The sequence below is a fragment of the Terasakiella brassicae genome, from assembly GCF_014641495.1.
In the GTDB taxonomy this organism is placed as follows: Bacteria; Pseudomonadota; Alphaproteobacteria; order Rhodospirillales; family Terasakiellaceae; genus Terasakiella; species Terasakiella brassicae.
The window spans coordinates 197,508-220,358 of the sequence record NZ_BMHV01000001.1 but is presented as its reverse complement, the minus strand read 5'-3'; the positions used below and the strand labels follow the sequence as shown (position 1 = coordinate 220,358).

Genomic DNA, 22,851 nt, shown 5'->3' with positions numbered 1-22,851 from the left:
TTATCTTTCCTTATTGATAATGTTCAGAACGCACTCAGCTGCCCGTTCACTGGGTTTTTGCTCATTCCCTAGTCCTAACATCTTCATTGCGCTGTCCAATTCATTTGACTGTGTCTTGCTGTTGTCGTGATTGGACAGAATGTGACTGACTTCGCGCACGATGTTATCCGGTGTGCACTCGTCTTGCAATAATTCCGGCATGACATACTTATTATGCAACAGGTTTACGATACTCGCGTATTTTACCTTAATAAGTCGTTTGGCAATAAAATGCGTGATTTTTTTCAGACGATATGTAATCACGCTGGGCGTTTTTGCAAGGGCCAGTTCCAGACTGACTGTTCCCGATGCGGCCAATGCGACATCTGCTGCTTTGAAAGCGCCAAACTTCTCGTCATTTCCTTCGACAATCAGGATGGGGATGCCCCAGTCAGCCGTGGTTTCTTTCACATAACGTGCAACGCTCGAGACTGTGGGTAATACGATACGCAAGGTCGGAAACTTTTCTTTCAATTGCTTCAAGGCAATTTTATACACAGGCAAAAGCTGACTGGTCTCACTCATGCGACTACCGGGCAAAAGACACAGGAGAGGGACGTCTTGCGGGATGCCGTGACGTTCTTTAAAGGCATTCCCATCGATACTTTCCAAGCTACTTTCAATTACACTGTGACCGACGAATGTTGTGGCGAGCCCTTCTTTTTCAAAATAAGGTGGTTCGAACGGCAGCAAGACCATTAAATGATCCAGAAACTGTGCGATTTTTTGGGCGCGTCCCGGTTTCCAGGCCCATACGGTTGGGGCAACGTAATGAACAAGCGGTATCCCCTTGCCTTTCAATTGTTTGGCAACGCGGAAGGTAAAACCCGGTGCATCAATTGTAATAAGGCAGTCTGGTTTTTGCGTTTCAACATCAAGAACAGTTTGCTTGATACGATTTAAAAGCTTGGGAATATGCGGGAGAATTTCAGTTAATCCCATGACGCTCAATTCAGCCATATCAAACAGGCTTTCCATGCCTTCGGCACACATATGTGGGCCACCAACACCGCAAAACCGCACATTTCCGCCGGTTTTATCTTTAAGGGCGCGCATGAGACGTGCCCCCAGCAAATCACCGGACGGTTCACCCGCAATGAGATAGATTAGCGGCGCTGTCATTTTTCGACACCTATAAGAAAGAGCCCCAGCTCGTCCGCCTTGTCAGTAACCCCTTGCAAATCGACAATGATGGTTGCGTTGGCTTCTACGGCGATGCCACGCAATCCGGCGCGATGGGCGTTTTCTATGGTTCTAACTCCGATCGTAGGTAAATCGGCGCGGTTTTCCTGATTGGGCTTTTTGGCTTTTATTAATACACCACCGAGGCCTTCACGCTTAAGTTCTGCACAACGCGAAAGCATGGCATCTGTTCCTTCGATGGCTTCAACCGCCAAAACAAGGCCGTCTTGTAAAACAACAGCTTGGCCGATATCCAAATCACCAAGGTTGTGCGCAATGGTAAAACCTTTTTCAATATCTCGCTTGGCCTGATCATCGGGTTCAGTCTGTCCAAGGATGCCTGCAGGCGCCAATAGGTCATCTAACAGTTCATGTGCACCAACAACGTGAAAGCCTTCTATTTCCAAGGCATCAATCAGTTTACTGAGCAGACCATCATCACCAAATGCCCCTGCCCCGGTTTTCGCCAGAAATTTCAAGGTCCATGCATCGGGACGCAAGGCTGCAATGGAAGGACGCTTGATACGTCCTGCCATAACGATGTCTTTGGCACCCTGTTCTTTTAAAACAGACAGTGTTTTACCAGCCGCGCCAAGACGCACCCATGTATGGGGATAGCTATCAACCAGTTTCGGTTCGGTTTGTCCGTTAAAAGCCACAATATGAAAAGGGCGACCTTCTTTAAGGCATTGTTGAATAATGCGTTTGGGAAGGTCGCCGCGACCGGCTAGTAATCCAAGTTTTTCCGCCATGATTATTTCGGCGTACAAACGCCCCTCGAAGAATCCTGACGGATAAATTTCACGATTTCCATGACGGGTTCGATGTCTTTGTACATACTATAAACATCTTCAACACGTTCTGCCATCGTTCCTTCTTGGGCAAACAACAAACGATAAGCCGTGCGCATGGAATGGATAACTTCGCGGTCGAAATTGCGGCGTTTTAAACCGACAATATTCAGCCCGCCCAATCGTGCCCGGTTGCCCGTGACTGAACCATAAGGAATGACATCATTTTCAACGCCTGACATACCACCGATCATGGCATGTTGGCCGATCCGGCAGAACTGATGAACTGCAGAAAGTCCGCCAATAATGGCCCAGTTTTCAATAATCACATGTCCGGCCAACGTGGCATTGTTGACCAAAATAACATGATCCCCGATCTGGCAGTCATGGCCGACATGGGCACCGACCATAATCAGGCAGTTGCTGCCGATTTTAGTCAGCATTCCGCCGCCTTCGGTCCCTGGATTGATTGTTACATGTTCCCGAATGGTGTTGTTATCGCCAATTTCCAATCGGGATGGTTCGCCATTGTATTTCAGGTCCTGTGGGCAGTGTCCGATTGAGGCAAACGGAAAAATCTTGTTGTTTTTCCCAATGGTTGTTCTACCTTCGATAACCACATGGGAAAGCAATTCAACATTTTCACCAAGTTGTACGTCAGGCCCCACAATACAGAAAGGACCAATTTTTACACCATCGGCGAGTTTTGCCTCCGGGGCGACAACGGCGCTTGGGTGGATTTCAGCCATTATTCGTTCACGATCATTGCTGTGATGGTTGCTTCGGCCATCAGGTTTCCTGCGCTATAGGCTTCGCCTTTAAATTTCCAGATATTGCCGCGCTGACGTTCTTTTTGCACTTTGATATTCAATGTATCACCCGGGCCAACGGGTTTGCGGAAACGACAGCCATCAATCGACATGAAGTAAACCAATTTACCTTCAATGTCTTTGCCTTCTGTATGAACGACAAGTACCGCAGCGGTCTGGGCCATTGCTTCAACGATCAAAACACCGGGCATAACGGGTTTTGATGGGAAATGGCCGGGGAAAAACGGTTCATTGATTGTAACATTTTTAATACCGGTTGCGCTTTCGCCCGAAACGATATCTTCGACCCGATCAACCAAAAGAAAAGGATAACGGTGTGGGATCATTTCCATGATACGCATGATATCGACGGATGTAACTTCTTGCTCAGACATAAGTGGTGCCCTCTTTATTTTTTACCTTTTGTCAATCGGGCAATCATTGCCTGTTGACGTAACCATTCTTTTTGCGGAATTGCAGGAAAACCACCAACGGTTTGCCCGGCTTCAATATTTCTCATTACGCCGGCACAGGCGGCAACTGTAACGCCATCGCCGATTGTCAAGTGGCCACCGATCCCGGCTTTGCCTGCAATGACAACAAAATTCCCGACCTTTGTACTGCCTGAAACACCGGCTTGCGACACGATAACGCATCCCATACCAAGTTGGACATTGTGACCGATTTGTACCAGATTATCAATTTGGGTCCCGGCACCAATAATGGTGTCAGGCCCGGCACCACGGTCAATTGTGCAGTTGGCCCCGATATTTACGTGGTCCTGAATGATGACACGCCCCAGTTGGGGAATACGCACATGACCTTGCGGGCCACTGGCAAAGCCAAACCCATCCTGTCCGATTTGACAGCCGGGGTGAATTGTGACCGCGTTGCCAATAATGGCATGACTAATGGTGACATTGGATGAAATAATACAATCGCTGCCAATTTCAACACCGTCATGGATAGCTGCGTTTGCTTTAATCCAGCTATTTGCCGCAATTTTTACGTTTTCGCCAATATAAGCCCCTGCGTCAATGCGCACACTTTCCCCAATTTCTACATTTGCGGCAACACTTGCCCGCTCAGAGATAAATCCATCAACATGAGGAACCGGGTAAAAGGTCGATGCAATTTTTGCATACCCCATATAGGGCTCTGGTGTAATCAGGAGAGCCATTCCCATAGGGGCTTTGTCGGCAAGGTCTGGATGAACAAGGCAAAGGCCTGCTTGGCTGTTACAAAAGGTTTCCAGATATTTTCTATTATCTAAAAAAGAAAGTTGATCTGAACCGGCCTGATCCAAAGCGGCAACATCATTTATAAGCAAATCCGCATCGCCGCGTAATTCAGCAGATGCAATTTCTGCAAGATGCTGCGCTGTAAAAGGCCCTTGTTTTTTAAAAAATCGGTCGTCAGCCATTGGATTACTTCGGTGACACTGTGACTTTAGGCAACTTCTTGTCCAGCGCAGCAATAACTTGATCCGTAATATCAAGCGGATCGGCAACAATTACGGTTTGATTGCGGCGCAAGACCAATGTGTATCCTTTTTCTTTGGAAATCTCGAGAACAACATCACGCAGGGCAGATTGCACCTGATTTTGTGCATCTTGTTGTGCGTTCTGCAAGCTCAGGTTTTTTTGTTGAACCTTTTTTTGTACAGCCAGTACATTTTGTTCGAACTTGCGGCGTTCTTCTTTAAAGGCTTCCGGGCTTAACAGGCTTTGCTTTTGGGCAAGTTCCTGGTTTGCTTGACGAAGAGCTTCTTCTTCTTTTTGAACTTCCTGACGGTAAGTATCTCGGATTTGTTTAATCTGTGCGAGGATACTTTTGGGTGCAGCAGCTGTTCCCAGAATTTTATCAATATTTACAATTGCGATATTTAAAGGAACTTGCTGTTGCGCTTGCGCACCAGAGAAAACACCTGAAATAAGAACACAGAGAAGAGTAAGAACAGGTAGTTGCCGTAGAAAAGTCATATATCAGATCCTAGAAACGGGTTCCAAAAGAGAAACGGAAAGATTCGGTTTTATCGTGGTCTTCTTTAAGGACAGGGAATGCCCAATCCAGACCAATTGGCCCCATCGGAGAGACCCAGGATATCCCAACGCCAACTGAGGCGCGCAAGGCATTTTTATCAATTGTGTTGGCATCTTTAGGAGTTAATTCTGTCAATATACCATAGTCACCAAAGAGTGTGCCTGCGATTTGATATTCGCTGGGCAAGCCCAAGGGAAAACGCATTTCTGTACTGCCGTTAAACATATATTCGCCACCCAAAGAGTCTGTTGAAGCAGAATCTCTCGGGCCAACACCATTATCTTCAAAGCCGCGCAAGTTCTGACCGCCAAGGAAGAAACGGTCTTGCATATTAACGTCATCCCCTAATCCCAAAATATGAGCCAAGGTTGCTTTTGTACTTACAATCCATTGGTCGCCAATAGGGTAATAGTATGCACCATTCATCTGATTTCTGAGATAATAAGTTGTCCCTCCAAGACCTGCGACTTTGTTGGAAAGGGAAATTTTGTACCCTTCCGTAGGGAGGATTTTGCTATCACGAACGTCATATGTCAGAGCGTGAGAAATCGAAGAGGTAATTTCATCGCCTTCTTGGCTTTTGATAAGTCGAGAGGCTGAAGTTGGAACATTTTCAACGGTGGTTTGGTCCAGTCCATAGCTCCAGCTTTGGGTTAAATACTCACCGATTGGATATCCGGCACGAAGTGCAAAACCGACACTTGAAGAGTCATAAGAACTTTCGTCTTGTCGTTCTTCCGTAATCTTGTAAAGGTCAAATCCGGCAGCAACTTCACGATCCAGAAAATAAGGCTCTGTAAAGCCGATGTTAAAGCGCGTTTTCTCTGCAGCAATGCTGGCGCTAAAGGAGAGACGTTGCCCTTTACCCAATAAATTGCCTTCGGAAATTCCAAAATCAGCAAGTGGGCCATCGGAACTTGAATATCCGGCACCGATTGATAAGGAACCAGTTGATTTTTCTGCAACGGTTACGTCAATAACGGTTTGGTCAGGTGCGCTTCCCGGGGAACGTGAGACTTCAACTTTCTCAAAAAAGTTTAAGTCGTTAATGCGTTTTTCCGAGCGTTTTAATTTGGCAGTATTGAGCGCATCCCCTTCGACGAGTTGGAATTCGCGACGAACCACTTCATCCAAGGTACGGAAGTTCCCTTTAATATCAATTCGTTCAACGAATATACGCGGGCCTTCCTCGACATTAAAGGTGAGATTGATTTTTCTGTTCTCGACATCCCGGTCAATGGAAGGTGTGACACGAACAAAGGGGAAACCTTGAAAGCCGATAGAATCAATTAAATCTTCAATTGAGCTATCGACTTCATCGGCATTATACCAATCACCGTTTTCCAAAGTGGGGATGTCGGCAACGGTTTTTTCATCAAAACCTTCGAGCGTGTTATTGATGTTTACCTGATCGATTTCATAACGAATACCTTCATCAATGGTATAAGTAATGAAGAATTCTTCACGCGATGGGCTGAGTTCAGCGATGGCAGACGTAACCTTAAAATCGGCAAAACCGCGAGCAAGATAAAAACGACGCAAAAGTTCCTTGTCGTAATTCAAGCGATCCGGGTCATAATTGTCATCGGCTGTTAAGAAGTTATACCAACGCGTTTCTTTTGTTCGCACGACTTCGCCAAGCTTACCATCACTATATTCATGGTTACCGACGAAGCGGATTTTTTCAATCCCGGTGGGCAGGCCTTCTTTAATTTCAAAGACAAGATCGACCCGGTTTTGGTCGAGTTGAATGACTTTTGGTTCAACGGTTGCGGCAAAGCGACCGCTGCGACGATAAAGCGTGAGAATACGTTCAACATCCTGTTGAACACGCGTCCGCGTATAGACCACGCGAGGACGTAAAGTGACTTCTGTTTCTAAGGTATCATTCTTGATTTTGCGGTTACCTTCAAACGCAATTCGGTTGATGACGGGGTTTTCAACCAGATTGATAACAAGGTTCCCGCCTTCGCGTTTGAAGATAACATCGGCAAAGAGCCCTGTGTCAAACAGCTTTTTCAATGAACGGTTTAACTGGCGAGAGTTAAATGTGTCGCCTTCCTGAAAAGTCAGATAGGTTTTAACTGTTTCCGGTTCGACACGTTGTGTGCCGACGATCGTGATTTCCTCGATCAAACCTGCAGCGAGAGCAGGTGCACTTACAAGTGCTGCCGTTACACCAAATGCCAGTCCTGCACCGATTGATGCCATGCGTTGACGATATTTCACCTTTGTCCCCCGTTATTGAGTTTTTTTGCTCAGGTGAAGAGCTGTTTGATAAAATCGAATACTTTCAACTGTACAAGGTCGTTCCAAGTCGCAAAGACCATTAAACCCAATACCAGAGTTAGCCCCAAACGAAAACCATATTCTTGTGCCTTTTCACTTAAAGGCTTACCGCGAATGGCTTCAAAAGCGTAAAACACGAGGTGCCCCCCATCAAGCATTGGAATTGGAAACAAGTTTATCAGACCAAGGTTAACAGAAAGTACCGCCATCAAATAAATCAAATTATCGAAACCGGATTTTGCCGCATCACCGGAAACCTGAGCAATACGCAAGGGGCCGCCAAGGTCTTTCATGCTGCCCCCGCCACTGATTAAAGTGCCAAGGTGCGAAAGAATTTCGGCCGACATGGTGTATGTGCGCTCCACCCCCATCCAGACGGCTGTAGCCGGGTTGTAGCGGATATATTCGGCCTGATCCGGGTCAGGACGAACACCCAGCAATCCAATGGTTTTATCACCGCTTTCTTTTGCTTTGGGTGTGATTGTCAGTGATAATTCTTTCCCGTCTCGCAAGACGATAGCGCCCAGCTGAGTTGACGGGTTTTCCATAATCATGGTGCGCAAGTCATCAAAGCTATCCAGTTTCTTTCCAGCCAGACTGACGACTAGATCCCCCTTTTGCAGGCCGGCTTCTTCGGCTGCACTGCCACTGACGACTTCGCCAATGCCGGCATGGAATTTTTCCGGAACGCCAACTGCCATATAAAGCAAGGCGAACAAGATGGCGGCCAAAATAAAGTTTGCAATCGGGCCTGCTGCAACGATTGCTGCACGTGCGCCTAGGGATTTATAGTGAAAGGAAACGGCTTTTTCTTGTTCTGTGAAAGGACGAGTTTCGTCTTCATTTACGCCGCTGCTGGCTGCATCGCTGTCCCCGAACATTTTGACATATCCGCCAAAGGGCATTGCGCAGACTTTCCAGCGTGTTTCAGCTTTATCGTTCCAGCCAAAAAGTTCTGGCCCAAAGCCGATTGAAAAAACTTCGACCTTTACACCATTGCGTCGTGCGACCCAATAGTGACCGAGTTCATGGAAGAAAACCAGCACACTAAGCGCAAAAATAAAGGAGACAATCGGATTGGCAAAAAGGAGATCATACATATGGGAAAAACCAATAATTTAAAAGTATGCGTTAAAATAGGCCTATCGGCTTCTTTTTTCAATGGCTTGCAGCGCACAAATGCGTGCTTTTTTATCTGTGGCCAGAATATCGTCAATATGTGTTATTTCCTGGTGGTCAAAGCGGGATAAAACCTCTTCGACAATAGCGGTGATATCACAAAATCCAATTTTTTCTTTGAGGAAGGCACCGACAGACTCTTCGTTTGCTGCATTCAGGACCGCCGGGGCAGATTTTCCAAATTTCAGAGCCTCACGTGCAAGACGCAATGCCGGGAAACGCACAGGGTCTGGTTCTTCAAAATTCAATTGTGCAATTTCAGATAAATCGAGTTTTGCGGATGGTGCAATCATGCGTTCCGGCCAAGCCAGAGCATAGGCAATCGGGGTGCGCATATCCGGTGTGCCCATTTGGGCAAGAACTGAGCCATCAATATAGGAAACCATTGAATGTACGACAGATTGAGGGTGAACCAGAATGTCTATTTGAGATTCGTCTACAGGGAAAAGGTGGTAGGCTTCAATAAGTTCCAGTCCCTTGTTCATCATGCTTGCTGAATCAACAGAAATTTTTGCACCCATTGACCAGTTCGGATGGGCAACCGCTTCTTTTGGGCTTACTTTGCACATATCTTCTATGCTGAAGGTGCGAAAAGGGCCGCCTGATGCGGTTAGGATTATTTTATCGACGGCTTTGGCATTTTGGCGGTCTAGAACTTGGAAAATGGCGTTATGTTCTGAATCGACCGGGAGTAAGGTGGCCTTATGGGTTGCAACGGCTTGCATCATAAGTTCACCGGCGCAAACAAGGCTTTCTTTGTTCGCCAGACCAATGGTGGCTCCGCGTTCAATCGCTTTTAAGGTGGGGGCTAATCCGGCTGAACCAACGATTGACGCCATGACCCATTCAGCATCGCGAAGGGCGGCTTCGATGATTGCGTTTTCCCCTGCCCCGACTTCTATATCCGTGTCGGCCAGTGCGTCTTTGAGAGACTGATAGTTTGCTTCATTTGCAACGGCGACGAATTCGGGATTTAGTTCGCGCGCCTGTTCCGCCAATAATTGGATATTGCTGTTTCCGGTTAATGCGACAGTTCTAAACTTATTTGGGTTGCGATGGATCAGGTCAATGGTGTTTGTACCGATTGATCCGGTCGAGCCGAGAATGGAAACGGATTTTTTTAAAACCATGATAAAATATGTCCGTTGCTCATCAAGATGATGCCTGCAAAGGCTGCGCCAGCGGTTAGCATGCCATCCATGCGATCAAGGACACCGCCATGTCCGGGGATGATATTGCTGGAATCCTTGACGTTAAATGTTCTTTTTACATGAGATTCAAACAAGTCGCCAATTTGTGCAACAATGGCAAGGAGTGCACTGAACGCGCCGACAAAAAACGGCTCGTTCCAGTCAAAAAGATGGGACATGCCAATGCCCATGATACAGGCGCATAACATCCCCCCGAGAAGACCCGCCCACGTTTTTTTAGGGCTAATGCGAGGTGCCATTTTGGGGCCGCCGATTGTCAGGCCAAAACCATAGCCGCCTGTATCGGTTGCCACAACAACCAGAACCAGCCAGTAGACAAATTCAACACCGTTTTCCAGGCTATTTCGCAGGAAAATAAAGGCGCAGATGGGAAGTGCGAGATAGAGCACACCCACAGAAAATAAAATGCGCCCGTTTTGGCGTTGTGCCAAGGCAAAGAGCAAGGCGCAGATGACCGGGGCAACTAAAATGGCTTCTTGCAACGCCAAGCCACTGATCGGTAAAAAGGGGATTAGACCGATAAACAGGATCAGTACAATCCCGCCAGCCTGTAATTTGCCCTGACAGAGGCGAGACCATTCCCAAGCCATTAAAACGCCTAATACAGCGATAAAAATATTGAAATAAGGCTCGCCGAATTGGATTGAAGCCAGCGCCGGAAGTGCAAGAGCAATCGCCGAAATAATACGTTGAAGCAAGTTTTTGGGAAGCGATTTAGCCACTGATCATTCCGTATCGTCTGTCACGTTTTGACAATTCACCCAAGGCTTCTTTCAAATGTGTTTTGTTGAAATCAGGCCAGAGAACATCGGTAAAAAAGAATTCCGTATATGCCAGTTGCCAAAGCAGAAAATTGCTGACGCGTTGCTCGCCACTCGTGCGGATAAGTAAATCCGGTTCCGGCAAATCCGGGGCATACAACTCATTTGTTAATTGATCTTCATTGATTTGATCAATGTCGAGAGTTCCATCCTTGATTTTTTGTGCAATTTGCTTTGTCGCATGCACCAACTCAGCACGTGCGCCATAGCTCAAGGCGATTGTTAACACGAGCTGCTTATTATTTTGTGTCAGAGTTTCCGCTTCTTCAATCGAACGCACAATATCATCTGAAAGTGTATCGCGGTCCCCAATGAAACGAATACGAACCCCTTCTTTATGCAGGCGTTTGATTTCACTTTTCAGATAATAGCGCAACAATCCCATGAGGGCATCGACTTCTTCCTTTGGACGTTGCCAGTTTTCTGAGGAAAACCCAAACAGCGTTAAGTGAGTGACGCCTAATTCAACAGAGGCTTCAATAACACGACGTACCGCATCGGCCCCCTTTTTATGACCGGCGGTTCGTGGCAGCATACGCTTCTTGGCCCAGCGCCCGTTGCCATCCATAATAATGGCAACATGCACTGGGGTTATATCGGTTTGGAGGTGTGAAGAAACTTGGTTCATGCGATTTATACTTGCATGATTTCTTCTTCTTTATGCGCCAAAGTTTCATCGACTTTCTTAATGGCGGCATCTGTTTCATCCTGAATTTCTTTTCCGAAATCACGGTGTTGATCTTCAGTAATGGCGTTGTCTTTTTCCAGTTTTTTCAGTTCGTCATTGCCGTTGCGTCGAATGTTGCGAATGGCAATACGGGTATCTTCGGCATATTTACCGGCCACTTTAACCAGTTCTTTACGACGTTCTTCGTTGAGCGGCGGGATCGGAATGCGCACTAATGTGCCGTCTGCTTGCGGGTTGAGGCCGAGACCTGCATCGCGAATGGCTTTTTCAACCATTTTTACATTGGTTTTATCCCAAACCTGTACCGAAAGCATACGGGCTTCCGGTACACTGACGGTGCCCACCTGATTGATCGGCATTTTGGCACCATAGACATCAACCATGATTGGATCAAGCAAACTTGTCGATGCCCGACCTGTACGCAGACCGGCGAATTCGTTGTGAAGTACTTCGATTGCCTTGTCCATTTTGGTGTGAAGATCTTTTTTAATGGCTTTGAAATCAACGTCAGACACGTGTCTTCCCCTCTGTTAATCTTTGATAACCGTAAAGAGCCCCTGCGCATTGACAACATTTGCAAAGGATCCGGGTTCATGCATGGAAAATACAACGATCGGCAGGCTGTTTTCACGCGCCAGCGTAATGGCGGCTGCGTCCATAACCTTCAGATCTTTCGTTAAAACTTCTTTATAGTTAAGTCGGTCATAGCGTTGGGCATTGGGATCCTTTTTCGGATCGGCACTATAAACGCCGTCAACTTGTGTTCCTTTCAGGATGGCATCGCAGTTCATTTCAACAGCGCGTAAGGCGGCGGCTGTATCGGTTGTAAAGAACGGATTGCCTGTACCAGCGGCAAAAATAACGATGCGGCCTTTTTCCATATGGCGAATGGCGCGGCGGCGGATGTAAGGTTCACAAACGCTTTGCATGGGAATGGCGGATTGAACACGGGTTTGCACACCTTGGCGTTCCAGTGCACTTTGCATGGCCAAGGCATTCATTACGGTTGCCAGCATCCCCATATGGTCAGCACTGGTGCGATCGATACCCGCAGCGGCATCTGAAATGCCACGAAAGATATTGCCGCCTCCGATAACGAGACAAATTTGAGTACCAAGCTTGTGTACTTTGACCACTTCGCTGGCAATTTGATCAACATATTCAGTATCTAGACCGAATTGTTTTTTCCCCATGAGGCCTTCACCGGAAAGCTTCAAGAGAACACGTTTAAAAACGGGGGTATCCGACATTATTATTCGTCCATATGAACCATATTTGAATGGAGAGCTAGACATACCCTGCTCAGCATCAATAATCAACGCCTGTTTGTCTTTGTCGTTAAAAAAAACAAGGACGGCCTGGGAATTTCCAAACCGTCCTTGTTTTCATCTAAAAGCAAAGCTTTGCTTGACTTAGTTACCGGCAGCAGCAGCAACTTCAGCAGCAAAGTCTTCTTCTTTTTTCTCAAGGCCTGCGCCCAGTTCGAAGCGAACATAGCCGGTCAGTTTAATCTCTGAACCGATTTCTTTGGCGAGATTTTCAACTGTTTTGCCGACAGAATTGTCAGGGTCGATAACGAAAGCTTGTTCAACGAGGCAGTTTTCTTCGTAGAATTTACGCATACGGCCTTCAACCATTTTGATGGCGATTTCTTCCGGCTTGCCGGCTTCTTTCGCTTGTTCGATCAAAACGGTACGTTCACGTTCGATTTCAGAAGCGTCAACAGAATCACGGTCCAAAGAGATCGGGTTGGTTGCCGCAACGTGCATGGCAATTTGCTTGCCCAGTGCGTTCAGCTTACCTTTATCGCCTTCGGATTCCAGTGCAACCAAAACGCCAATTTTACCAAGGCCTTCGCTTGCGGCATTGTGCATATAAGAAGCAACAACGCCATTGGATACTGTAAGTTTTTCCATACGGCGCAGGTTCATGTTTTCGCCGATTGTGCCAACCAGTTCTTTCAGTGCATCTTCACAGGACTTGTCAGAACCGGGGAAGTTTGCGGCTTTCAAGCCATCTAAATCGGCAGCTTCAAGAGCAACGCCAGCAACGGCTTTTACGAATGACTGGAATTGATCATTTTTCGCAACGAAATCAGTTTCGGAGTTTACTTCAACAACGGCAGCAATGTTGTCACCGGAAGCAACGGCAACCAACCCGTCAGCTGCGATACGGCCCGCTTTTTTCGCCGCAGACGCGAGACCTTTTTGACGCAACCAGTCTTGTGCAGCCTGAATGTCGCCATCCGTTTCGTTCAGTGCTTTTTTGCAATCCATCATGCCTGCGCCGGAAGTTTCGCGCAGTTCCTTTACGAGCGCAGCAGTAATCTGTGCCATAGGGAAATCCTCTTGTTCAGTAGAGCTAAAATTCAAATGCTTTTACACGTCTTATGTGTCAAAGCGATGACAGCGGGAGAAGTCATTCTTCCGCTGTCACAGTGCGATTAAGCTTCGGCAGCAACAGCCGCTTCGTCAGAAGCTTCAGCTTCCGGCAGGTTTTCCACCGGTGCTTCGGCTTGTGCGCCAACGTCGATGCCGGCAGCAGACATTTGGCTCTGGATACCGTCAAGAACGGAACCGGCAAACAGATCGCAGTACAGTTTCAAGGCGCGGATTGAATCGTCGTTGCCTGGTACCGGGTGCGTGATGTTCAACGGGCTGCTGTTTGAGTCAAGAACCGCAATAACCGGAATGCCAAGGTTTTTGGCTTCGTTGATTGCAATGGCTTCTTTTTGAGTGTCAAACACAACCATGACATCGGGCAGGCCGCCCATTTCTTTAATACCACCAAGGGTACGTTCCAGTTTCTCACACTCACGTGTCAGGTTGAGCTGTTCTTTCTTGGTCAGGCCTTGCATACCACTTTCAAGCTGTGCTTCTAGTGTTTTCAGGCGTTTGATAGAACCAGAAACCGTTTTCCAGTTTGTCAGCATGCCGCCGAGCCAACGGTGGTTTACGTAGTACTGACCACATTTTTTAGCAGATTCTGCAACAATGTCAGACGCTTGACGTTTTGTACCTACAAACAGAACGCGACCACCACTGGCAACTTTATCACGAACCTGAACCATAGCTTGGTGCAGAAGCGGAACAGTTTGACCGAGGTCGATGATGTGAATGCCGTTACGTGCCCCGAAGAGATATTGATCCATCTTGGGGTTCCAGCGACGTGTGTTGTGGCCGAAGTGAACACCAGCTTCCAAGAGCTGGCGCATGGTAAAGGTTGGCAGTGCCATTATTCATTTCCTTTTCCGGTTGATCCTCCGTGGAATGATAGAGTTCGAAAATCGAACACCGGATCGAAGGTATGGGATGTCTCCCCACACTTGCGTGAATTCCACGTGTGAAGTTAAGGCGCGCTTGATATGCCTTTTTTAAAGCAAAAGCAAGACTTTTTTAGTTTTTTGGGATAATTCCACCACATTCATTCAATAAACGATAGGTTTCCATCAGGTGACGGACATCGTTACCTGCACGATGGGGGCGCAAACCAATGTTTTCCCACGCCTGTAGTCCCAATGTATCGATGATAGTGTCAAAACGTTTTTGAACATGTTCCGGGGAACTGCCTTGAAGTTTTTGGCCTTCATCGATTTTAAGATCGAACAGGTCCATAACGGAACCAAGTTTAAAGGTCGGACTTAGGTTCACCTCTTCATACAAGCGGGCGAGCCAAAAACCATCAAACTGCGGCGCATCACTGTAAAGAACCTGCCCGGCAAGGGTATCATTCATTCTTAAGGCAATGGTTTGGGGGGAGGTTCCGAGTTGCGATAAGCTTTCGCGGCTTATCCGGTGGGCGTCCACCTCGGCATGTTTGTCCCAATAGGTCCAGGCTTTGATCGTATCCGGGTTGATCAGGTGGCTTTCCACAGTCCCGCTTGCACCGTTCCAGGCAACCTCGATCGGATATGAATCTTCGCCAAATCCACTTGCTTCAAAATCGATGAAATGAGGGTAAAAAAGGCCTGACATGATTAAATTTCCTGTACTTCTGCAATTCCGGGAACGGCTTTGACAGCCTGTAATAAGCCCGGTGTGATCCGGTATCCTTGATTTAAATGTATTTCAGCTTCTGTTGTTGCATCAATTCGGGCCATGATGACAACGTTGCCTCGCCCCTTTCCTTCGCGTTCCAACAGTTCCTTAGTCAGGGGAACGGCGGTTTGATCTTCAATGAATATTTTTAATCCCGCTGTTGCTTTGGCTGCCTTGACGTCAAGCAATTCGATTGTGTTTGCGATAAAGCGAAGGCTTTCTTCTTCAAATTGTGCCGAAGCCATAATAAAAACCGATTGTCCCGGTTCAAGGTAGTCACGGCTGACGGACAAAGCTTCGCTGAAAACAGCAATTTCAAAAGCGGCAGATGAATCGGAAAGTTGAACGAAAGCGAAACGATTGCCTTTTTGTGATATTTTTTCACGCTTGCTGATTACGGTTCCCGCGATTTTGACAGGACCGGAAATACCGTTTTGAAAAATATCAACGTAGGACTTAACGCCAATGCGTTTTAAGGTCGTTTTATAAGCGTCCAGAGGGTGCGCCGACAGATAAAAGCCAATGGCCGAGGCTTCTTCGCGCAGTCTGTCCATAAGGGGCCAGTCGGGCACATTGGGCAGTTGTGCGGCTTTTTTCATTGCATTGTCATCAGCACCAAAAAAGCCCATTTGGTCTGAATTGCGTTCTGATGCGGCAAGGTTTGAATGCTTGATCAAGGTTTCAATACCGTCAAAGACCTGTCTGCGGTTGCTGTTCATGCTGTCAAATGCGCCGCCACGGACAAGGTTTTCCAAAATCCGTTTGTTCATTCCTTTGCTATCGACCCGGTTGGCCAGATCAAACGGATCTGTAAACGGACCATTGGTTTTACGTTCCGCAACAAGGGCCGCCATCGCGGCATCCCCCACATTACGCACAGCGGACAAGGCGTAACGCACGGCTTTGATTGTGCCGCCGATATCTTCATTTGGGTTCGGTATTTCTTCAACACTGAAAATGACATCGGATTTATTGATGTCAGGTTGAAGTAACGGAATTTTCATTCGGTCAAGTTCCTGGCGGAACAGGTTAAGCTTGTCGGTGTTGTTTAAATCCAGCGACATGATGCCCGCCATAAATTCCGCCGGGAAATTGGCTTTAAGATAGGCGGTTTGATAAGCAACGTAGGCATAGGCAGCGGCGTGCGATTTGTTGAAACCGTAGGAGGCAAATTTCGCCATGATGTCGAAAATTTCACTGGCCTTTTTATCGGGGACGCCGCGTTCAACAGAACCGTCAACAAACAATTTTCGTTGTTTTTCCATCTCTTCGGCGATTTTTTTACCCATCGCGCGGCGCAGCAAATCCGCTTCGCCCAGACTGTATCCAGCCATGACCTGCGCGATCTGCATAACCTGTTCCTGATAGATCATAATCCCGTAGGTTTCTTTTAGGATCGGTTCAATCGTGGGATACAGATAATCCGGCTTTTCCTGACCGTGTTTACGTTTAATGTAGCTGGGGATGTTATCCATCGGCCCCGGTCGGTACAGGGCCACAACCGCGATCAGGTCTTCAAGTCGGTTGGGTTTCATGGAACGCAGAACGCCCCGCATCCCCTCGGATTCAAGTTGGAAGACGCCGCCGCCTTCGCCGCGTCCCAGCATTTCGTATGTTCGTTGATCATCCAGTGGAATTTTTGAAATATCCAGTGGAACATCCCGTTTTTCATTAATGAACTTCAGGGCCGTTGCGATAACGGTCAGTGTTTTCAAGCCCAAAAAGTCAAATTTGACAAGGCCGGCTTGTTCAACGAATTTCATGTTGAACTGGGTGACGGGCATATCTGATTTGGGGTCGCGATAAAGCGGAACCAGTTTATCCAGTGGCCGATCCCCGATTACCACGCCGGCAGCGTGGGTCGAGGCATGGCGAAACAGGCCTTCCAGTTGTTTTGCGATACCAACCATTCGGGCAACGGTTTCGTCTTCTTCGACTTCTTGTTTGAATTCCGGGATTTGGTCCAGAGCTTCACTGACGGTGAGGGCTTTACCCGGATCGTTGGGAACATATTTGCAAATTCGGTCAACCTGACCAAAGGGCATTTGCAGGACGCGCCCTGTATCGCGCAACACCGCACGGGCCTGTAATTTACCAAAGGTAATAATCTGGGCGACATGGTCGTAGCCGTATTTGTCCTGAACGTATTTAATAACCTCTTCCCGGCGGTCCTGACAGAAATCGATATCAAAGTCAGGCATGGACACGCGTTCGGGATTGAGGAAACGTTCGAACAGCAAGGCGTATTTCAGCGGGTCCAAGTCGGTAATGGTCAGGGCATAGGCCACCAGTGACCCCGCCCCGGACCCCCTGCCCGGTCCAACAGGGATGTCATGTTCTTTTGCCCATTGGATAAAGTCAGCAACGATCAGGAAGTAACCGGGGAAGCCCATTTTATTAATGATACCAAGCTCGTAATCCAGACGTTCCCAGTACGGTTTGGCGATTGTATCGCGTTCTTCCGGGGGCATGGCTTCTTCAAAAACACCTTCTTCAAGGCGTAATTTCAGGCCGTCTTCAGCCATTCTGCGCAGCTCGTCTTCTTCGTTTCGTCCTTCCCCGCAGTCAAAAGGTGGCAGGATCGGGTCAATATTTTCAACCTTGATGGCGCATCGTTTGGCAATAACGAGGGTGTTATCACAGGCTTCGGGGATGTCTGCAAACAGCTCGCGCATTTCTGCGGCGGATTTTAAATAATGTTCGGGTGTGAGTTTCCGTCGATCTGTTTGATCGACATAGCTACCTGCCGCGATACAAATCAGGGCATCGTGGGCCGCATACATCTTGCGGTCCGGGAAAAAGGCTTCGTTCGTTGCAACGAGCGGAATATCCAGTTTATAGGCAAGGTCAATAAAGTCTTCTTCGATTTGGTCTTGTTCCGGCAGATTGTGACGTTGAAGTTCAACGTAAACTCTTCCTTTTAATTTATTGTTTATTTTAGATAATAACGATTCAGCCTTTTCTTTTTTACCATCAAGAAGAAGTTGCCCGATCGGGCCAAGATGCCCCCCGGTGAGAAGGATCAAACCCTCATGGAAATCCAGCACATCATCCAGAGGAACTTGTGGGTCGTGGCCTTCAGGTGAGTTTAAAAAGGCACGGCTGACCAGATGCATCAGGTTACGATAGCCTTGATCGTTCTGGGCAATCAGGACAATAGGTTCCGGTGCGGCCGGTCCAACGCTGCGCCCTTTTAATCCGCCGGACTGCTCATCTTTGTCTTGCGGTGTCAACGAGAGCTGACATCCGATAATCGGCTGGATTCCCGCCCCGGACATGGTTTGGGAGAATTCCAACCCGCCAAACATATTGTTTGTGTCCGTCATCGCGATGGCAGGCATACGTTCAGATTCAACCCACTTGGGAAGCTCTTTGATACGAATTGCGCCTTCTGATAGAGAGTAAGCGGTATGAATGCGCAAGTGGATGAAATCTGCGTGGGACATGGCTATAAAAACTTGTGAAGAGAGAAACTTTATGCTCAGACTCCTTATCCTAAACATGTTTTTCACGCAGGCCAATAGTTTGTTTTTATGAATTTGCCTTAAAAGGTGATTGTAAGCTTATGAATTTATGGAAAAAAATCACTTTTCCAAGGCAACCTATCCGAAGCGTTTTATTCTTCGCTTTCGGTGGTTTGATTCTGTTTGCTGTGGCGCATGTTTTATATCTGGGTTTGAACTTCACGACAAAACTGACAAAAGATTACAATCATCTTTTGATCGAAACGGCGCTCAACAGGCTAACTGATGAGGTTGAAAACCTGTTATTCCCTGTTGAAAATCAGGCCCGTTGGATAAGCGATCAAGTTAAGATCGGGAATCTTGATATTGAAAACCATGCTCAGGTACAAACGTTTTTCAGGGGTGTTATCAGTGCCACCCCAAACGTGACCGGCGTGGGGATCCAGTACCCTGATGGTGTTGCCAGATACCTGCTGCGCGATGAAAATGTTTGGCGCGAAGATCTGGACGCAACGCCGGAGGAAACCGTTAAGCTTTTCCAACTGATGGATAAGGTCAAAACAAATGTTTGGGGCCGTTTTTTCTGGTATGAAGAACGCAAACAAACGGTTGTGAATATGCGTGCCCCCCTTTATCAAAACGGGGAACTAAAAGGCGTTTTATTTATTGGTGTGACGGTTGCCGATCTGTCAAAGACCATTCTTACGACCTCTACAGACGAGTTTCTGACCCCTTTTATTTTGTACGGTACGAAACATTTATTGGCACATCCACTGTTAACGCATGGCAGTACAGTGTCTGATGAAATTGGCCGGGGGACCGACTGGCTGGAAGGTAAAAGTGAAGTTCCCCTGCCCCGTTTGGTCGATTTTCAGGACAGCAAGCTTAATCGATTGATTGCCGGGCCGGTTATCAAGGCCGGGTTGATTACACCGATCCAGGATGTCGAGGTAAACCGGGCACGTATTGAAGATGATCTTTATGTCGTTGCAACGCGTAAATTGGAACGTTTTGGGGAAACACCCTGGATTACCGGGGTTTACATCAATACCGAAAAGTCGGATCGAAATGCGGGGACACAGTTGTTTGAAATGGCCGGGGCCGGTTTTCTTATCCTTGTGATTTCGATTGTTCTATCGCTGAAGGTCGGTAAAAAACTGGCGCGTCCCATTATTCGATTGGCAGATACGGCGAAAAAGGTCCGTTCTGGGAAGTTTGAAGATATAGAACCCTTACCCCGCAGCCGTTTGCGCGAACTGGACCAAGCGGCTTTGGCGTTTAATGAAATGGTCGAAGGAATGCGCGAACGCGACATGATCCGCGAAGTTTTTGGTCGTTACGTTCCTGAATCGGTTGCGGCTTCTTTAATGCAGGAAAGCGGAGAGCTGAAACCGATTTCGACACAGGCCACAATTCTGTTTTCTGACTTGGAAGGCTTTACCCAATTAACCGAAGAAGTCGGGCCGGAACGCATTGTGGCGATCCTGAATGAATATTTCTCACAAGTGGTTGAGATTCTGGAACGTTATGGCGGTGTTGTAACGCAGTTTCAAGGCGATGCGGTACTAGCAACCTTTAATGTCCCGATTAAAGCACCGGATCATGCGGAATGTGCGTTGCGTGCGGCCTTGGAAATCTGCAACACACTCGATACAAAAACATTTGATGGTATTTATTTAAAAAGCCGAATTGGATTGAACACCGGAACTGTGGTGGCCGGGGCCGTTGGTGCGCAAGGCCGCCTGAATTATACGGTTCATGGGGATGCTGTAAATCTGGCCTCGCGAATTGAAAATCTGAACAAGGAATTTGGGACAAATATCCTTATTTCTGAAGCCACTGCCCAGAATGTGAAAAACATTGAACTGCGCACGATTGGAACAACCACAGTGCGTGGTCTAAATGGCCGGGTTCGTCTTTATGTTCCAAAAACGTAACTTGTTCTTTGTCGTTGGATACATTAAGACATATGTAATGATAAAAACAGGGGGCGCGAAATAGATTTATGAATCCCGGATTAAAAAGATTTTTAGGTTTATTTGTGGGGGCTTTGCGCGATTTGGCACCCATTATTCTGGTTATTGCCTTTTTCCAAATTATCGTTCTACAGCAACCCTTTCCAAATCTGGATAAAGTTATTCCGGGTCTGTTATTTGTTGTTTTGGGTCTGGCCCTTTTTATTCAGGGACTTGAGATGGGGTTGTTCCCCCTTGGTGAATCAATGGCCAATGCGTTTGCACGTAAGGGCAGCTTAATCGCGCTGCTGGCTTTTGCTTTCTGTTTGGGGTTTGGGACAACTGTGGCTGAACCGGCCTTGATCGCTGTCGCGGCAGAAGCCGCCGAGATTGCCGCTAAAGGGGGGCAGATACCTTTAACAACAGAAGCGCAGGCCACGTATGCTTTTGAGCTACGCATGGTTGTGGCCCTATCTGTGGGATGCGCCATTATTCTTGGTGTCTATCGTATCTTAAAAGGCTGGCCCATTCAGTATTTCATTATTGGCGGTTATATTCTTGTTATTGTGATTACAAATTTTGCCCCACCGGAAATTGTCGGCATTGCTTATGATAGCGGCGGGGTGACAACCTCGACCGTGACGGTGCCCTTGGTAACAGCACTTGGTGTTGGGCTGGCTTCCACCATTAAGGGGCGCAATCCCATGATTGATGGGTTTGGCTTGATTGCTTTCGCCAGCCTCACGCCCATGATCTTTGTCCTTTTGTTCGGGATGATTATGTGATGCTGGATTGGATTATAAATATTGCTCATGCTGCTATCTCGACCGGGCGGGATGTGTTGCCGATCCTTGCTATTTTGCTGGGCTTTCAGTTTCTGGTCATTCGTAAAAAAGTCCCGAATTTTAAAAAAATCATTATTGGTTTTGTCTATGTACTGCTTGGTTTGACCTTGTTCCTTGTCGGATTGGAACAAGCGTTGTTCCCACTGGGCGAAACAATGGCAACCCAATTATCAGATCCCGATTTTCTGGGGGCAAAAGGCCAGCCTGAAACCTTGCAATGGCATGATTATTACTGGGTTTATATTTTTGCCGCCGCCATTGGTTTTTCGACAACCGTTGCGGAACCGTCGTTAATTGCCGTTGCGATTAAGGCGGAGGAAATTTCAGGGGGCAGTATCAGCGCATGGGGGTTACGTGCCGCTGTGGCAATCGGGGTTGCGATTGGGGTTTCGCTGGGGGCCTATCGTATCGTTTCGGGGACTCCCCTGCCCATCTATATTATGGTTGGATATATAATCGTCATTCTCCAGACATTTTTTGCTGCCAAAACAATTATTCCTCTGGCCTATGACAGCGGGGGGTAACAACCTCGACTGTGACGGTCCCCGTGGTTGCCGCCCTTGGTCTTGGGTTGGCTTCGACTGTACCGGGGCGAAGTCCGTTGCTGGACGGTTTTGGTTTAATTGCGTTTGCGAGTGTTTTTCCAATTATGTCCGTTTTGGCCTATGCATTGATTGCCGAAAAAGTGGCAAAGCGTGCGAAGACCAAAAAGGTCGCGTCTTCATCAGGGAGTGAAGCATGAATTTAAAACTTATTGTTGCGATGGTGGCCGATGAGATCACAAACACCGTGATTGATGCGGCCCGTGAAGCGGGTGCGACAGGTGCCACAACCATCAGTTCTGTGCGCGGCGAAGGCCTGACACCGGAAAAAGGATTTATGGGATTGGAGTTAACCGCCCAGCGTGACGTTATCCTGTTTTTAGTTGCCGGGACACAAGCGCGTAAAATTCTGGAAGCCATTTGTACTGCCGGTAAATTTGATGAGGAACCGGGAACAGGACTGGCTTTTCAGATTGATCTTGAAGATGCAGTCGGATTGAAGACCCAATTGCCTAAAATCATGGAAGAAATTGCAGGTGAAGTATGACTGAGAAAAGTTATGTCAGCGTAAGCGATATTATGACCCCGAATGTCAAAACAATCGGGCGCGTTGCAACCATTGCCGAAGCCATTGATATCATCAGGGATGAAGGGGTTAGCTCCCTGATTGTGGAACGCCATGACGAAAGTGATGAGTTCGGCATGTTGACCATTCGCGATATTGCCCGTGAAGTTGTGGCAACGGATCGCCCTGCGATGCGCACCAGTGTCTATGAGATTATGACCAAGCCGGTTTTGACCGTTGCATCGGAAATGAATATCAAATACGCGGTGCGCCTGTTGGTGCGATATGCGGTGTCACGTGCAGTTGTTGTTGATCACGAACGCAATCCGATCGGGATTATCACGTTACGCGATATGGTACTGGGTTATAAGGAAGATTGATAAACTTATCA

Annotated in this window: 21 protein-coding genes and 1 pseudogene; 5 read left to right on the top strand and 17 right to left on the bottom strand. The window is 47.5% G+C overall.

The genetic code is table 11. The features are described 5' to 3' along the window. The 17 genes from lpxB to dnaE all read right to left on the bottom strand — a co-directional run bounded on the left by lpxB (position 1) and on the right by dnaE (position 18,535). Positions 1–1,161, bottom strand: coding sequence for a lipid-A-disaccharide synthase (gene lpxB / locus IEW74_RS01040; protein ID WP_188660165.1), 1,161 nt, complete (start codon positions 1,159–1,161; stop codon positions 1–3). Then, a complete protein-coding gene (locus tag IEW74_RS01035) occupies positions 1,158–1,973 on the bottom strand; it encodes an LpxI family protein (RefSeq protein ID WP_188660162.1) in 816 nt (271 codons plus the stop codon). The genes lpxB and IEW74_RS01035 overlap by 4 nt, the downstream gene beginning before the upstream one ends. A 2-nt stretch (positions 1,974–1,975) precedes the next feature. Then, positions 1,976–2,761 (bottom strand): acyl-ACP--UDP-N-acetylglucosamine O-acyltransferase, encoded by a 786-nt coding sequence (gene lpxA / locus IEW74_RS01030; RefSeq protein WP_188660159.1) that lies wholly within the window; start codon positions 2,759–2,761, stop codon positions 1,976–1,978. After that, positions 2,761–3,216 (bottom strand): 3-hydroxyacyl-ACP dehydratase FabZ, encoded by a 456-nt coding sequence (gene fabZ / locus IEW74_RS01025; protein ID WP_188660156.1) that lies wholly within the window; start codon positions 3,214–3,216, stop codon positions 2,761–2,763. The genes lpxA and fabZ overlap by 1 nt, the downstream gene beginning before the upstream one ends. A gap of 14 nt (positions 3,217–3,230) precedes the next feature. Further along, positions 3,231–4,244 (bottom strand): UDP-3-O-(3-hydroxymyristoyl)glucosamine N-acyltransferase, encoded by a 1,014-nt coding sequence (lpxD, locus tag IEW74_RS01020; protein ID WP_188660153.1) that lies wholly within the window; start codon positions 4,242–4,244, stop codon positions 3,231–3,233. Between the two features lie 4 nt (positions 4,245–4,248). After that, the gene (locus tag IEW74_RS01015) at positions 4,249–4,803 is read right to left on the bottom strand and encodes an OmpH/Skp family outer membrane protein (protein WP_188660150.1); all 555 of its coding nucleotides are present in this window, start codon (positions 4,801–4,803) and stop codon (positions 4,249–4,251) included. 10 nt (positions 4,804–4,813) lie between these two features. Then, positions 4,814–7,093, bottom strand: a complete 2,280-nt coding sequence (gene bamA / locus IEW74_RS01010; protein ID WP_229734193.1) for an outer membrane protein assembly factor BamA — start codon at positions 7,091–7,093, stop codon at positions 4,814–4,816. Positions 7,094–7,122: 29 nt separating this feature from the next. Continuing rightward, the gene (rseP, locus tag IEW74_RS01005; RefSeq protein ID WP_188660146.1) at positions 7,123–8,253 is read right to left on the bottom strand and encodes an RIP metalloprotease RseP; all 1,131 of its coding nucleotides are present in this window, start codon (positions 8,251–8,253) and stop codon (positions 7,123–7,125) included. A gap of 42 nt (positions 8,254–8,295) precedes the next feature. Next, positions 8,296–9,462, bottom strand: a complete 1,167-nt coding sequence (locus IEW74_RS01000; protein WP_188660143.1) for a 1-deoxy-D-xylulose-5-phosphate reductoisomerase — start codon at positions 9,460–9,462, stop codon at positions 8,296–8,298. Then, positions 9,453–10,265 (bottom strand): phosphatidate cytidylyltransferase, encoded by an 813-nt coding sequence (locus IEW74_RS00995; RefSeq protein ID WP_229734192.1) that lies wholly within the window; start codon positions 10,263–10,265, stop codon positions 9,453–9,455. The genes IEW74_RS01000 and IEW74_RS00995 overlap by 10 nt, the downstream gene beginning before the upstream one ends. Then, on the bottom strand, positions 10,258–10,992 hold the full coding sequence (uppS, locus tag IEW74_RS00990; RefSeq protein WP_188660141.1) for an undecaprenyl pyrophosphate synthase: 735 nt from the start codon (positions 10,990–10,992) through the stop codon (positions 10,258–10,260). Before uppS ends, IEW74_RS00995 begins: the two co-directional genes overlap by 8 nt. Positions 10,993–10,997: 5 nt before the next feature. Beyond that, the gene (gene frr, locus IEW74_RS00985; protein ID WP_188660138.1) at positions 10,998–11,567 is read right to left on the bottom strand and encodes a ribosome recycling factor; all 570 of its coding nucleotides are present in this window, start codon (positions 11,565–11,567) and stop codon (positions 10,998–11,000) included. A 15-nt stretch (positions 11,568–11,582) separates the two neighbouring features. After that, the gene (pyrH, locus tag IEW74_RS00980) at positions 11,583–12,302 is read right to left on the bottom strand and encodes a UMP kinase (protein WP_188660135.1); all 720 of its coding nucleotides are present in this window, start codon (positions 12,300–12,302) and stop codon (positions 11,583–11,585) included. 162 nt (positions 12,303–12,464) lie between these two features. After that, positions 12,465–13,388, bottom strand: a complete 924-nt coding sequence (gene tsf / locus IEW74_RS00975; RefSeq protein ID WP_188660133.1) for a translation elongation factor Ts — start codon at positions 13,386–13,388, stop codon at positions 12,465–12,467. A gap of 107 nt (positions 13,389–13,495) precedes the next feature. Continuing rightward, positions 13,496–14,287, bottom strand: a complete 792-nt coding sequence (rpsB, locus tag IEW74_RS00970) for a 30S ribosomal protein S2 (protein WP_188660130.1) — start codon at positions 14,285–14,287, stop codon at positions 13,496–13,498. Between the two features lie 160 nt (positions 14,288–14,447). Continuing rightward, positions 14,448–15,026: a hypothetical protein gene (locus IEW74_RS00965; RefSeq protein ID WP_188660127.1), complete on the bottom strand. Its 579-nt coding sequence runs from the start codon at positions 15,024–15,026 to the stop codon at positions 14,448–14,450. Positions 15,027–15,028: 2 nt separating this feature from the next. Next, positions 15,029–18,535 (bottom strand): DNA polymerase III subunit alpha, encoded by a 3,507-nt coding sequence (gene dnaE / locus IEW74_RS00960; RefSeq protein ID WP_188660124.1) that lies wholly within the window; start codon positions 18,533–18,535, stop codon positions 15,029–15,031. A gap of 119 nt (positions 18,536–18,654) precedes the next feature. On the opposite strand from dnaE, the gene IEW74_RS00955 reads away from it, so the two are divergent. The 5 genes and pseudogenes from IEW74_RS00955 (at position 18,655) to IEW74_RS00935 (ending at position 22,840) form a co-directional block, all read left to right on the top strand. Beyond that, on the top strand, positions 18,655–20,490 hold the full coding sequence (locus IEW74_RS00955) for an adenylate/guanylate cyclase domain-containing protein (RefSeq protein WP_188660122.1): 1,836 nt from the start codon (positions 18,655–18,657) through the stop codon (positions 20,488–20,490). A 122-nt stretch (positions 20,491–20,612) separates the two neighbouring features. Further along, positions 20,613–21,293: a DUF1538 domain-containing protein gene (locus tag IEW74_RS00950; protein ID WP_229734191.1), complete on the top strand. Its 681-nt coding sequence runs from the start codon at positions 20,613–20,615 to the stop codon at positions 21,291–21,293. After that, positions 21,293–22,095, top strand: a pseudogene (locus tag IEW74_RS00945) (DUF1538 domain-containing protein). The gene IEW74_RS00950 and the pseudogene IEW74_RS00945 overlap by 1 nt, the downstream one beginning before the upstream one ends. After that, the gene (locus IEW74_RS00940; protein WP_188660116.1) at positions 22,092–22,442 is read left to right on the top strand and encodes a P-II family nitrogen regulator; all 351 of its coding nucleotides are present in this window, start codon (positions 22,092–22,094) and stop codon (positions 22,440–22,442) included. The pseudogene IEW74_RS00945 and the gene IEW74_RS00940 overlap by 4 nt, the downstream one beginning before the upstream one ends. Beyond that, positions 22,439–22,840, top strand: coding sequence for a CBS domain-containing protein (locus IEW74_RS00935; protein ID WP_188660114.1), 402 nt, complete (start codon positions 22,439–22,441; stop codon positions 22,838–22,840). The genes IEW74_RS00940 and IEW74_RS00935 overlap by 4 nt, the downstream gene beginning before the upstream one ends. Positions 22,841–22,851 lie beyond the last annotated feature (11 nt).